The sequence below is a fragment of the Rubrilithobacter danxiaensis genome, from assembly GCF_047272945.1.
In the GTDB taxonomy this organism is placed as follows: domain Bacteria; phylum Bacteroidota; class Bacteroidia; order Sphingobacteriales; family Sphingobacteriaceae; genus Rubrolithibacter; species Rubrolithibacter danxiaensis.
Window position 1 is genome coordinate 322,921 of record NZ_JBKOPS010000001.1, and the last position, 12,354, is coordinate 335,274.

General features: G+C 39.6%; 10 protein-coding genes. 1 reads left to right on the top strand and 9 read right to left on the bottom strand.

The window, feature by feature from the left end; translation table 11 throughout:
• Positions 1-85 precede the first annotated feature (85 nt).
• A complete protein-coding gene (locus tag ACLCDL_RS01315; protein WP_423146187.1) occupies positions 86-3,466 on the top strand; it encodes a two-component regulator propeller domain-containing protein in 3,381 nt (1,126 codons plus the stop codon).
• 41 nt (positions 3,467-3,507) lie between these two features.
• Here the strand turns inward: ACLCDL_RS01315 and ACLCDL_RS01320 are convergent, their stop codons facing one another.
• From ACLCDL_RS01320 to ACLCDL_RS01360, 9 genes are all read right to left on the bottom strand, one after another.
• Positions 3,508-3,726 (bottom strand): hypothetical protein, encoded by a 219-nt coding sequence (locus ACLCDL_RS01320; protein ID WP_423146188.1) that lies wholly within the window; start codon positions 3,724-3,726, stop codon positions 3,508-3,510.
• A gap of 47 nt (positions 3,727-3,773) precedes the next feature.
• Entirely contained in the window at positions 3,774-5,096 is a 1,323-nt protein-coding gene (locus ACLCDL_RS01325) for an erythromycin esterase family protein (protein WP_423146189.1), read from the bottom strand.
• 189 nt (positions 5,097-5,285) lie between these two features.
• A complete protein-coding gene (locus ACLCDL_RS01330) occupies positions 5,286-5,690 on the bottom strand; it encodes a GreA/GreB family elongation factor (protein ID WP_423146191.1) in 405 nt (134 codons plus the stop codon).
• A 76-nt stretch (positions 5,691-5,766) separates the two neighbouring features.
• Entirely contained in the window at positions 5,767-6,192 is a 426-nt protein-coding gene (locus tag ACLCDL_RS01335; RefSeq protein WP_423146192.1) for a GreA/GreB family elongation factor, read from the bottom strand.
• Positions 6,193-6,199: 7 nt separating this feature from the next.
• Positions 6,200-7,732: a glutamate synthase-related protein gene (locus ACLCDL_RS01340; protein WP_423146193.1), complete on the bottom strand. Its 1,533-nt coding sequence runs from the start codon at positions 7,730-7,732 to the stop codon at positions 6,200-6,202.
• A 70-nt stretch (positions 7,733-7,802) separates the two neighbouring features.
• Entirely contained in the window at positions 7,803-7,958 is a 156-nt protein-coding gene (locus tag ACLCDL_RS01345; RefSeq protein WP_423146194.1) for a hypothetical protein, read from the bottom strand.
• Between the two features lie 352 nt (positions 7,959-8,310).
• Positions 8,311-10,434, bottom strand: coding sequence for an outer membrane protein assembly factor BamB family protein (locus tag ACLCDL_RS01350; RefSeq protein WP_423146195.1), 2,124 nt, complete (start codon positions 10,432-10,434; stop codon positions 8,311-8,313).
• Between the two features lie 24 nt (positions 10,435-10,458).
• Positions 10,459-11,445, bottom strand: a complete 987-nt coding sequence (locus ACLCDL_RS01355; RefSeq protein ID WP_423146196.1) for a nucleoside hydrolase — start codon at positions 11,443-11,445, stop codon at positions 10,459-10,461.
• Between the two features lie 82 nt (positions 11,446-11,527).
• On the bottom strand, positions 11,528-12,352 hold the full coding sequence (locus ACLCDL_RS01360) for a DUF4249 domain-containing protein (RefSeq protein ID WP_423146197.1): 825 nt from the start codon (positions 12,350-12,352) through the stop codon (positions 11,528-11,530).
• Between the last annotated feature and the right edge of the window lie 2 nt (positions 12,353-12,354).

Sequence of the window (12,354 nt, forward strand, 5' to 3'; positions counted from 1 at the left end):
TATACTGTTCAGGGTTTATAAAAAATGAGCGGTTTTTTTACAAAGGTTTTCTAAATTTTAATTCTTGCTATATTTTATTAATTGCATGAGGAGCCGTAACTACTTTTTACTTTTACTCTTTATACTTCTTTCAACGGCAGCTTTTTCTCAAAAACCTGATCTTCAATTTAAACATTTATCAACCTTAAACGGATTATCGCATGATTTTGCCCGACGAATCATTCAGGACCACCGTGGATATATGTGGATTGCCACTATAAACGGCCTTAATAAATATGACGGGCTCTCTGTTACTGTATATAAGAACAACAAAAACAATAAAACCAGCCTGAGCAGTAATAACGTGTACACTGTCATGGAAGACAGTTACAAGAATTTATGGGTTGGCACCACTATCGGATTGGATCTGTACCGACGAGATACAGATGACTTTCTCCACTACCCGCTGGAAAACGGCAAGTTTATAGAACGGATATATGAAGATCAGAAGAAGAACATATGGGTTGCGTCGGGCAATAAATTGTATCTTTTTGACAGAAAAAAAAGGACGTTTACCGTGTTCGCAAGTGAGGGGCTTAATGAAACCGGGGCTATTCTATGTATGTTTGAAGACAAGGCAGGAGCTTTCTGGGTAGGCGGATTTCATGGACTGTGGAAACTGGACAGAGTAACCAAAAAAGCACAAAAAGTCAGAGAAATCGGTTCAAAACCAATTACTGCAATCTTTGAGGATAATGAAAATAAATTCTGGATTGCCTCCAGAGAGGACGGCTTATTTCTTTACAACAGAAAAACTGCCAGCTTTATTCATTTCAAACACAACCCCCGTGATCCGAACAGTATTCCTACAAATGTAATTTTAAGAGTTGCGGAAGATCCATCAGGAAATTTATGGCTGGGATCTGAAAATGAAGGATTAATAATTTACGATAAAAAGTATAATCTGTTTTATAATTACAAACACAGCTCCCTTGATAATGAAACCATTAATTCCAACACCATATACTCTATTTACAGGGGGCGAAACAACGAGATGTGGTTATCTACTTTCAGCGGTGGTGTTGAACTTGCGGAACCCCGAAGATTTCATCACATAAAAAATGATCCCCTAAATCCTAAAAGCCTCAGCGATAACAATGTTTCCTTCCTGTATGAAGACAGTAAAGGAAATTTCTGGGTTGGTACAGATGGCGGAGGGCTTAATCTATACAATCGCAAAACAGGCACAGCTGTCCGTTTCAAGCATGATCCTGATAATCCGAAAAGCCTGAGTACAAACATCATCACTTTTATACTTGAAGACCATAAGAAACAATTGTGGATTGGCCACTGGGGTGGCGGTTTAGATCTTTATGATGAAAAAAAGAATCAATTCATCCATTTCAGGTCAAATCCTAAAAACACTAAAGAAAGTCTTCTTTTTAATAATGTGATAGATCTTTATGAAGACAAGAAAAACAACCTCTGGGTTGGAACTTCGTCCGGTTTGGATTTATTCGACACAAACACCAATAAATTCACCCATTACAGCCTTCCGGAGAATGGCCTGAAAACTTTTATAACAGATATACTGGAAGACAGGGATAATAATTTGTGGATTGGAGGATTCGGCGGGCTTTACCTGCTAGACAGGAACACTAAGAAAACAAGCATTTACAGGCATAACGACAAAGACTCTACTACCTTGAATAATTCGGTAGTTAATACCATTTTTGAAGACAGCAAAGGAAATTTATGGGTAGGAACCGTGTCGGGTTTAAACCTGATGAACAAGAAAAACAGGACCTTCGTTTCTTTCAACAACAGAGAAATAACTGAAGCAGAAGCAGTTTACGGCATTTTAGAAGACAACAAAAACAACCTCTGGCTAAGTACAACCAATGGCTTATCAAAGTTTAATCCTGCAACAAAGACCTTCATAAACTATACTGTAAGCGATGGATTGCAGGGAAATTCGTTTAAAGACAATTCGTTTGTGAAGTTAAAATCAGGGGAGTTAGCTTTTGGAGGAACAAATGGCTTTAACATTTTTAACCCCGATAGCATTAAAACAAATAAAACCGTTCCGCAGGTAATTCTTACTGATTTTAGAATATTTAATAAAAAAGTACCGCTAAGTGAAAAATCTCCTCTGAAAAAAGTCATAACGGAGACGGATGCTATTACCATTTCTCACAAAGAATCTGTTATTTCTTTCGATTTTTCAACAATTAGTTACACCAACCCCGAAAAAAACCAGTTTGCCTACAAATTGGTTGGGCTGGAAAAAGACTGGAACTATGTTGGCAACAAAAGAACCGCTACCTATACAAATCTTAACCCCGGTACTTATTATTTCAAAGTAAAAGCATCTAATAACGATGGTATCTGGAATGAAAATGAAACTACTTTAAAAATTACAGTTATACCTCCTTACTGGAAAACATGGTGGTTTAGAATATTATTAACATTCACACTTTTTTTAATTTTCTTCCTTATCTATAAGCTAAGAATTAGAGGAATAAAAGGTCAGAAAATGGCCCTCGAAAGGCTGGTGCAAGCGAGAACCGAAGAAATTGTAGCACAAAACGAACAACTGACGGAGCAGCAGGAAGAACTGAAAAAGAAAGATGAAGAAATATTAAGCAGGATAGCGATTATTCAAAAAATAGCTGATGAAATATCAGAAGGGAATTACAGCACCAGGATTCAGGCCGAAGAAAAAGATGTACTGGGATCTCTGTCCTATACACTTAACCGGATGGCAGCTTCTCTGGAAGAGTCGTTTAATAAAAACAATGAGCTGATGCAAAAGAAAGATGAATTTCTGAGCATAGCAAGCCATGAATTGAAAACCCCGGTAACAAGCATAAAGGCTGTAATACAATTAATAGACCGGGCTACTTATCAAAACGAGGAAACTCGCAAAATTTACCCGTTCATTTCACGGGCTAAAACACAGGTAAACAAGCTAACGGAAATTATAAATGACTTACTTGATGTCTCGAAAATCAACGCCGGAAAGCTCGAATTAAAAATCAGCAGTTTCTATATTGAAGAATTAATAACCGAAACACTTGATGGAATTTTTTCCGATGACAAAACCCACGAAGTTAGCATAGAAGGAGATTTACGAGTATTAATAAAAGCCGATAGGTTCAGGATTGAGCAGGTGTTAAATAATTTGGTGTCTAATGCGGTAAAATATTCTCCGGGAAAAAATCAGCTGTTCATTACCATATCTTCCACTAAAAAAACAGTGAAAATTTCAGTAAAAGATCAGGGAATCGGTATTCCTGCAGATAAAACTCCATTCATTTTTGAAAGGTTCTTCCGTGTGCAGGAATCATCACAAAATTTTCCGGGAATGGGCTTAGGCTTATACATTTCGTATGAAATTGTAAAAAGGCACGGCGGAAAAATGGGGGTTGAAAGTGAAACAGGAAAAGGCTCTACGTTCTGGTTTACCCTACCCATTGAAGAATAAAAAATTGTGATTGCTAAAATTACATGTAAAATAATCTATCATCATCCTGCTTCTTCAATTGCCAACCCTATTCTGATAAGTAATTCGGCATCTACGTGATGATTATCCATAGAGCGCCAGGCTCCATATTTATTAGATATGAAAAAATTAGAACCGTTATTACAGATAATACGATAACCTTGTTCGCCATTAAACTTTTCGGGCTTTGCCTCAAATTGAAAAGGCATTCCGGTTGCTGGTTCTGTTATAGTATGTTCCATCGTTATTACTGTTTAAAGAAATTTGCTTATTGTATCAACAATTCATCCTAATACTCAAATGGATAAGTTTCTGGTATTTTATGCCCGTCTGGTTCAAGATATAAGGGATGCAAAGCAGTAGATACATCAATGTAAAGAAACGCGTCGTACCGCGAATTCAGAACGGTGGGAACGTAGTTGCTGTATTTTTCATAGGGTGGATTATATACAACACCTATCGCACGATGGGGCATTATCTTGTTAAAACGTTCTTTTTTATTCTTACTATCAAATATGAGCAATTTGTTTTCTGCCGATTCGCTGTGTAAGATCTCTTCTACGCTTTCGGGCCTCGCCTCCGGAACCTGCATCACTCCCATTGGTGCACCCCAGCTTTCACCGGCAATTACTGTTCCCTGGTACGATCCGAAACCTACCAGTACCACATCTTTATCTCCACGCTGTTCACGTACCAGCTGCCCTACATTAATCATTCCCGCCTTTTTCATATCCGTATAACGTGCGTCCCCTATATGGGTATTATGCTCCCAAACTATTGCTTTCGCACCGTGGCCATGAAATTCAAAAAGCCGGTTCAAAGTCTCAACCATGTGTGTATCCCGCAAATTCCATGTATTGTCATTAAAGCCCACCATATTGCGGTAATATTCTTCGGCATTTACAGCAATCTGTGCATTCTGCTCGGTATTTAAGGCAGCCTCCAGATCATGGTCATAAACGGGTGCCTTTTTTCTAATTTCCTGTAAAAGTTGTATAAGCGGTTCCTTACAGGAATCTTCGAGCGTGTATTGGGAACTTGCATATAAATGCTCGTCCTCTCCGTAGGGCTCAAAACAACGTACTGCTTTCTTTGCCAGCGCTGCAGCTTTCGGATCGTTCTTTTCCAGGTATTCTACCAGCGTATCCATAGACTCCCACAGGCTGTATACATCCAAACCATAAAAACCTATTCTCTTATTTGCATATTGGCTTTTATTGTAATTTGCGAGCCAATCAATCAAACTTACAATTTCCCAATTAGCCCACATCCAGGTGGGCCAGCGTTCAAAAGCTGCCAGTATTTCTGTGGTTTTTTTATTCTTATCTGAGTATCCTTTTATAAAACGATTAATGGCATAACAAGCCGGCCAGTCGCCTTCAACGGCTATAAAATTGAACCCTTTTTCCTGAATAAGGCGTTTTGTTATAGCAGTACGCCAGGTATAATATTCGTGTGTGCCATGAGAAGCCTCGCCGAGCATTACACATCGGGCATCACCGATGCGATCCAGTAAAGGATCAAGGTCTTTAGCACTTTTTAAAGGAAATGTTCTTTCCTTATCCTCATCCAGTGTTACGGTCCGGGGATCGGTATAGTTTTTTGTTGCCATCTTAATTCCATTAAAAAATTCATCTCCTCTTATCTGCTATAGAATTAAAGCGCATTTTCTACCAAAAGAAGTTTTAAAAGCCGGACTTACCGCTTTTCTATATCCTACTTAATTTTAACTTTTACAGAAATGAAATGTTTAGATTTTTTAAGATTACGACTTTAACAGAAACCATTAATTATTCCATCTTTAACATGCGTATACTGTATTATTATCTATCTGATTTACAGAGATGATCTTAAAGACATTTATCCGGTTATCTATCTCCCATTCAATGGTTGCGCCACTCGGATAGCCCATTAGGGCAATTGCAAGCGGATCTGTTGCCGGTATCTTATTTTCCTTCCTGTCGCACTCTTCTTCCTGCAATACCAGCTGCACACTAAAAGTCTGATTTTTATTCATGTTCCAGACTACCACTTTTGCATTTCGGCAAACCACATTTAAGGGTAAACAGTCTCTGCTTACAATCCGTGCATTTTTAAGTTCCTGGTAAAGTTGCCTCCTGTTATAATCGCTTATATCTTCAGAAAGCAGATAGTCCATTAATAAATTATAATCTTCCGCTAATAAAGTAAGTTGTAATCCACGCATAGCTTTACAATTTTAATAATCTGATATAACTAAGTTAAATCCGGACTTCCTATTTATGAAGCCCGGAAATCAACAATCAAATTGCATTTTCAGCCAGGTTTTCAAGGTTTGACACCTGCGTTACTTTTTTAGGGATCACTTTTAATATTTCAAAAGTTTTCATTCCGGTTGGCATTTCCCATTGCACCTTTGCCCCTACGCGGTAGCCCAGCAAGGCTACGCCAATGGGCGCAAAAACAGAAACTTTCTTTTTCATGATGTTTGCTTCCGAAGGAAGTACAATTTGAAAGGTATTTAGCTGCCCGCTTGTTGTTTCACGTATCTCTACCTGCGAATCGAGGCAAACCACATCATCGGGCAGTTCATCGTCTTTCATTATCTGGGCCGATTTTAACTCTTCCAGTAGTTTTTGCTTGTTAAAATCCGAAAGGTCGCTGTGCATCAAATGTGTTTTAAGAAGATCTAATTCTCTTTTAAGAATAATCAGTTTTTCTGCTTTCATAAAAATTTTAGTTTATATATGTAAATACTCTATTGTTAGCTTTAATTTCGCTGTCGTCGTTGAAATAGATCTCTTTCAATGTTCGAACATCAGGCATACTAACACGCCTTAAAAAGTTATCAGGTTTAATTTCCGAAAGGTTTTTGCACCAGCAGGTTTCCATCAGTTTAACAGTTGCTGTTAGCGTATTACGATGGAAATTAGCTATCCGAACACGCTTATCCACTACATCTGAATGCCTGTAAAGCCAGTTATTCAGTGCAGAAATAACAGCCGGACATTTGCCATTATTGTATCGAAGCGAATACACTGATCCGAGCGCCAGCATCATTCCTCTTGCTGTATAACAAGCATCGGCGCCCAAAGCAATGGCCCTCAAAATATCGTACTCACTTACAATTTTACCGCATGCAATAATTTTAGCCGGTATTCCGAATCTTGTCAGCGTTTTGCGTGCTATTACCAGTGCTTCCAGCAAAGGAACCTCCGTTCTTCCTATTTCAGTTCCTTCATCAACACCGTCTATCGAAATAAAATCAACAAAAATTTCGGTTTGCTGCATAACTGCGCACAGGCGTTCAAATTCTGCTTTCCCTGCAATACAAAGTTTTATTCCTACAGGCTTACCGCCCGATAACCTTCTTAAGTGAGCGAGGAAAAGCATCATTTCTGTTTCATTCGTAAAAGCCGTATGTTTCTGAGGCGAGCAAACTGTAACAGCAGGTTTCAGATTTCGGATAGCAGCAATTTCAGGCGTATTTTCCGGAGCGGGGAGAACACGTTCATAATCGAGCCTGCCTCCCTGCGACAATTTCAGTTCGATCATTTTGACATAAGGCCTGGTAGCATTTTTCTGAAAAAGATCTTCATTAAATGAGCCGTCCTGGTAACGGCAGCCAAAATAACCTGTACCAATCTGCCAGATCAGGTCTCCCCCACCGCGAATGTGATAGGGACTGATACCTCCCTCGCCTGTATTAACTGCAAAACCACCAATCTTTGCTCCTTCGCTTAACGCAAGAACCGCCGTCTTACTGAGCGACCCATAGCTTAATGCGCCCACATTTAACACACTCAGGCTGTAAGGGGCTGTACATTGAAAATTGCCTACAGAAATCTTCAAAGCAGCCTGGCTTATTTTTACTGGTTTGTTAGCATACCGTACACACTCGTAACCGGGCAACTGCGGATCTGTAAGCGTCCCCATAACAAGCGTGGTAGGAATGTTCCTTGCCCTGCATTGAATAAGCATGCGCTGTTCGCGGTTAAAGGCTCGTCCAATAGACCCATATTTGGCCAGCATTTGCGAACAAAAGGTTTCTATTAGCTTTAATACCGATACAAGTGAGTAATTGCGGAGAATTGCCTGCTTATTTTTAAAATAATCGTGCAACCAGAACTGGAATAATGCCAAAACAATGGCACTTATCGCAATCCAGCTGTGTCCCGTTAAAACAGCTGCAACAAGCAGGGCAATATTTAAAGAAAAAAGATAGATAAAACCTACCCCGATCCATGACCGGAATTGAATTTTTTTCATAACAAATCATTAAGACAGTAAAAAACCTGAAGTTTATTGACTGGCCCCTAACCAATAAATTGGCCGGGGCTTACTTAATGAAGTCTTTACTACTTGTTTGAAAGGAATATCCGAAATGAAAATGAATAGCTACCAGGCGGCAATACATTACAAAGGCAGCTCTCATTTTAGTTGTGAGAACTGTTTCTATGATCCTTTTTATTTTATGTATTCTGGTATTTTTCATTAAAACTTAATTAAAAACGTAAAACTGTTTGTAACGTTTGCCCCATTACCAACAAAAATGGTTGGGGCTTACTTAATAAAGTCTTTACTGCTTTTATGGAAAGAGAATTCCGAATATGAATGGGTGGAATAGCCTGAACAAGAAACAGCACAGTCCGTTTGCAACTTAGCTGCAGATACCGTTCTGAATGTTTTGTATGGTTTCGATAAGGCCATTAATACAAATATCTGTTATTAACTGAAATTAAAAAATTTCAGGATTTGAAAAGGCATTTATTATAACAATGTTACAATGCTCTCTTGTTATCTGTACTTATATAACCGTTTTTACCGTTATTTATTATGTCATTTAGTTAGGGCAATGCAAAAGCTATGTAGCTATCCCCTCCCCCGGCACCAAGTTTGGTTCCTCCACAAGCTATTACCAGGTATTGTTTACCATTAACTTCATAGGTACTGGGTGTAGCAAAACCTGCGGCGGGAAGTTGTGTTTGCCACAGTAGTTTTCCATTCTTTTTATCATATGCCCGCAACTTTCCATCTTTCGTTCCGGCTATAAAAAGCAATCCGCTTTTGGTTATTACAGGCCCGCCATAGCTTTCAGCTCCGGTTTGGGATATTCCCTTTTCCTTTAACTCAGGTATTTCGCCAAATGGGATCTTCCATACATACTCGCCGGTATTTAAGTTTATAGCATTTAATGTACCCCATGGTGGACGTACCGCCGGATAGCCGTTTTTATCCAAAAATTTACTATACCCCGAGATTTTATAAGAAACTCTTCCTGTCTTTTCTTTTGATACCGGTTCCTGTTTAACTAATTCCGGCTCTTCTTTGTCATTACCAAATAAAAAGTTGACCAGTGCCTGTTTCTGTTTTTCAGATAATTTACTGAATGAAGGCATCATGCCCTTTCCATCAGAGATTATTTTTTTCACCGATTCCATTGACCGGCGGCTGCTGATGCTTATTAAAGACGGGAAACCGCTTTTCGGATTGCCTTTTCTTTCGGCACCGTGACATGGAGTACAGTTTGCGGCATAAATACTGCGCCCTGATGTCATTCCGTGCAGTTCTTCTGTCGAAGATTCGGGACCGATAGAAATACGCCAGGCCATTTCATTACTGTTTACATAAAGTATCCCTTCCGGGTCTGCGGCTGCGCCTCCCCATTCTGCCCCTCCATCCAATCCGGGGAATATAATCGTTCCTCTTGCGCTTAATGGTGTAAACGGGCCTTCTGACCGGGTTTTCCTGAAAGTATCAATAAGTTCCTCTCTGTTTTCTGCCAATTGACTAATATCAGCTTCAATAAAAGTCTGACGTGCAAACGGCGCCGGTTTGGAGGGGAAAGGCTGAGTAGTCCAGGCCTGTTCACCGGGTACATCCGAAGCGGGTACGGGTTTTTCTGTAACCGGAAATATAGGTTCCCCTGTCACTCTGTCGAAAACAAAAACAAATCCTTGTTTTGTTACCTGCGCTACTGCATCTATTTGTTTCCCATTTCGGGTGATGGTTACAAGATTGGGAGGTGCGGGAGGATCACGATCAAGTATATCGTGATGAACAAATTGAAAATGCCAGAGACGTTTTCCGGTTTTTGCATCAAGGGCAAGCAGGCAATTTGCAAAAAGATTTGCTCCCTTACGATCTGCTCCGTAAAAATCCGAGGCAGCTGACCCGGTAGGCACGTATAAAATTCCTCTTGCCCGATCAACCGACATACCGGCCCAGTTATTGCCTCCGCCTACTGTTGTGTTTTTATATACTTCTTTTGGCCAGGTTTGGTAACCGTATTCGCCGGGGTAAGGAATAGTGTGAAAAACCCAGGCTAATTTACCTGTTCGTATATTAAACGCCTGGATGTGGCCAAGAGCTGCGTCTTCTGCTTCTGATAAACGCAGTGGCATTACAATCAGATCTTCGTAAACAGTTCCGGGAGTATTTGAAATTACCATTTTATCCGCAGCGGTCTTTCCTAATCCGGCTTTCAAACTTGTACGGCCATTTTCGCCAAAGGATAGAACGGGTTTACCTGTAACCGCATTTACACAATACAGCCACGGGCCGTTTGAATACAATATTCTTTTATCTTCTCCATCCTTCCAGTAGCTTAAACCCCGGCTGGTACTAAACTGATCTGTCCCTTCACTTTTTATCCGCCATATCTCCTTGCCCGTTGCAGCATTGAGCGCAAACGGCTCTGTTGTTGCTGTCATCCCATAAAGTACGCCGTTTACGATAATGGGGTTGCATTGTATCTGACCTGAATCCAGCGTATGATATTCCCACGCAACTTTAAGCTGATTTACATTTGAAGGAGTAATCTGATCTAAAGGAGAATAATGATTTCGTTCGGGGCCACCTAAATATTCAGTCCATTCACGGGTACCAAAAGCAGGATGATTGGAACTGCAATTCCATGTTAAAAACCCAACAAACAGAAGTGATATTGAAACAAGAAGATATTTCTTCATTTAAAATGAATTTATTAGATATACTTATTCAGGCTGATGCATCATCAAATTGTTAATAATTCGCTCAACATCTTTCTCCGGCAGATTTTCGAGCAGATAATATTGATTGCCGTCTTTATTTTCTTTCCAGCTATTGGAGCCATCTGCAGCAATCTCAATCGTTCCTTTTCTTACTTTATAATAAGGATTAGCGCCTTTAATTGCAACCAATACGGCTGTTTGATCCCAGCTCATTCTCCCGGCACTGTCTTCTTTTGCTTTAGGAATACAAATACTGTAAACATCTTTTACAGGGCTATTTTTAATCTGCTTATTCTGGATAAGCGGGATACCTGTTTTTATTTTACTGCCAATTTCAAAACCACTGAAAATTACCGGCGTAGGCCAGTTCTCAAAAACATATTTTGCCGAAGCAGCATCCTCTTCGATATTAAATTCTTTTCCTGCGGGGAATTTACCGGCCATAGATACCAGTTTTTTCACTTTCTTTTTTACCAGTTCTTTTCCGCTCAACGGAGAATATGTATCAGGCAATGACTTTAAAAGACTGGCAAGGTTGGTAAGAAACCCTACCGTTATAATGGCAACACTGCTATCAGGCTGAGCAGCTAATGTTTTCCGGTAAACTGCAACTGCGTCTGCAACTTCATTGTTATTGTTAATCGTGTGCGGATATTTGGCAATTAAAGTATCTGTCCAATGCTGAGAATCCTTTAAAGTTAAAGCGTTTCCTCGTGGAACACCAATAGGTATATCCTGTTTATTAAAGTACGTATTAAATACATTTAAAACAGCAGCAACACCTTCATATTTAGTACTGGCTATTGTGGCTAAAATAGTTGCCTCTCCTTTATCGGCAAAAGCATGGAGAAGCGTTATAGCTCCGGTATCATCGTAATCGGGGCCCATATCCGTATCCAAAATAACAGGAAGGGGAGCGGAATTTTTCTGAGCTTTTACCCTAAAAGAAAGAGTTAGTAAACTGACAATTAACAACAGTATTTTATACATCTTTTAATTTGGCCTGAACAGTATAAAAGGTTAGTTTATCAAATCTAATACAAAATGGAGTTAATGTATTTAAGAACATACATTATTTCACCCGGCTATCAACTGCTACAACTGCTGATGCACCAAAATATCCGGTAACATTTAATGAATTTGAAGTTAGCTTAACCACGTTTGTCCGGGTATTGGTTGCAGGTACTGAAAAGATTCCACCGTTGCGCAGTTGCGTTTGTATATCCAGCCAGAAACGAAAAGCATCTTCTGTAAGCGACCAACCTTCAAAATAAATAATGTCATCCTTTTGCAGCGGATCCTTTAAAAATACCTCTGCCTGCTTAATGTAATTACCGTCAACAAACTCGTCGGAAAAGAGATTGATATCCCGGGCCGAAAGAAGCGGAGATCCATTCCTTGCAATCTTTAACAGTAGGTAATCCCCTTTTCCTTTTTTTTCCTGGCCGGAAATCAGGGGATAATAACCCGGATTTTCATACAAAACAGACTTCTCCTTATAAACATAGGTAACCGAATCAAGAGACGTTCCGAGACGTTTCATCTCTGTTACGGCTTCATATTCCCCAACATCAGATTGAATTGATAAAGTATAAATGCGACCGACTCTTCCCCTCATCCTTATCGAATATATCCCCGGTTCTGCTTCTTCTAAAACCTCTGTATGTCCGGCATTGTCTTTTAATGTAACAACCGCATGTTGCACAGGAGGAAATTCAGGTTTATTAAAAAATGGAATGGTTTTGTAGAGCTTAACGTAATGCAGCCGGTCCTGGTTGGTTAGCCATCCTTCAACAACCAATGCTTCCTGTTCCTTTTTCACATCAACATCTATCACATCATCGCAGGAGCAAAGCAGGCAAAGAACTATCAGCAGGAGAATATTATTTCTTTTCATTG

Bases quoted from the DNA above. Each gene is read 5' to 3' on its own strand.
- ACLCDL_RS01360 (WP_423146197.1), bottom strand. From the start codon at position 12,352: ATGAAAAGAAATAATATTCTCCTGCTGATAGTTCTTTGCCTGCTTTGC.
- ACLCDL_RS01325 (WP_423146189.1), bottom strand. From the start codon at position 5,096: ATGGCAACAAAAAACTATACCGATCCCCGGACCGTAACACTGGATGAG.
- ACLCDL_RS01355 (WP_423146196.1), bottom strand. From the start codon at position 11,445: ATGTATAAAATACTGTTGTTAATTGTCAGTTTACTAACTCTTTCTTTT.
- ACLCDL_RS01345 (WP_423146194.1), bottom strand. From the start codon at position 7,958: ATGAAAAATACCAGAATACATAAAATAAAAAGGATCATAGAAACAGTT.
- ACLCDL_RS01340 (WP_423146193.1), bottom strand. From the start codon at position 7,732: ATGAAAAAAATTCAATTCCGGTCATGGATCGGGGTAGGTTTTATCTAT.
- ACLCDL_RS01320 (WP_423146188.1), bottom strand. From the start codon at position 3,726: ATGGAACATACTATAACAGAACCAGCAACCGGAATGCCTTTTCAATTT.
- ACLCDL_RS01330 (WP_423146191.1), bottom strand. From the start codon at position 5,690: ATGCGTGGATTACAACTTACTTTATTAGCGGAAGATTATAATTTATTA.
- ACLCDL_RS01335 (WP_423146192.1), bottom strand. From the start codon at position 6,192: ATGAAAGCAGAAAAACTGATTATTCTTAAAAGAGAATTAGATCTTCTT.
- ACLCDL_RS01315 (WP_423146187.1), top strand. From the start codon at position 86: ATGAGGAGCCGTAACTACTTTTTACTTTTACTCTTTATACTTCTTTCA.
- ACLCDL_RS01350 (WP_423146195.1), bottom strand. From the start codon at position 10,434: ATGAAGAAATATCTTCTTGTTTCAATATCACTTCTGTTTGTTGGGTTT.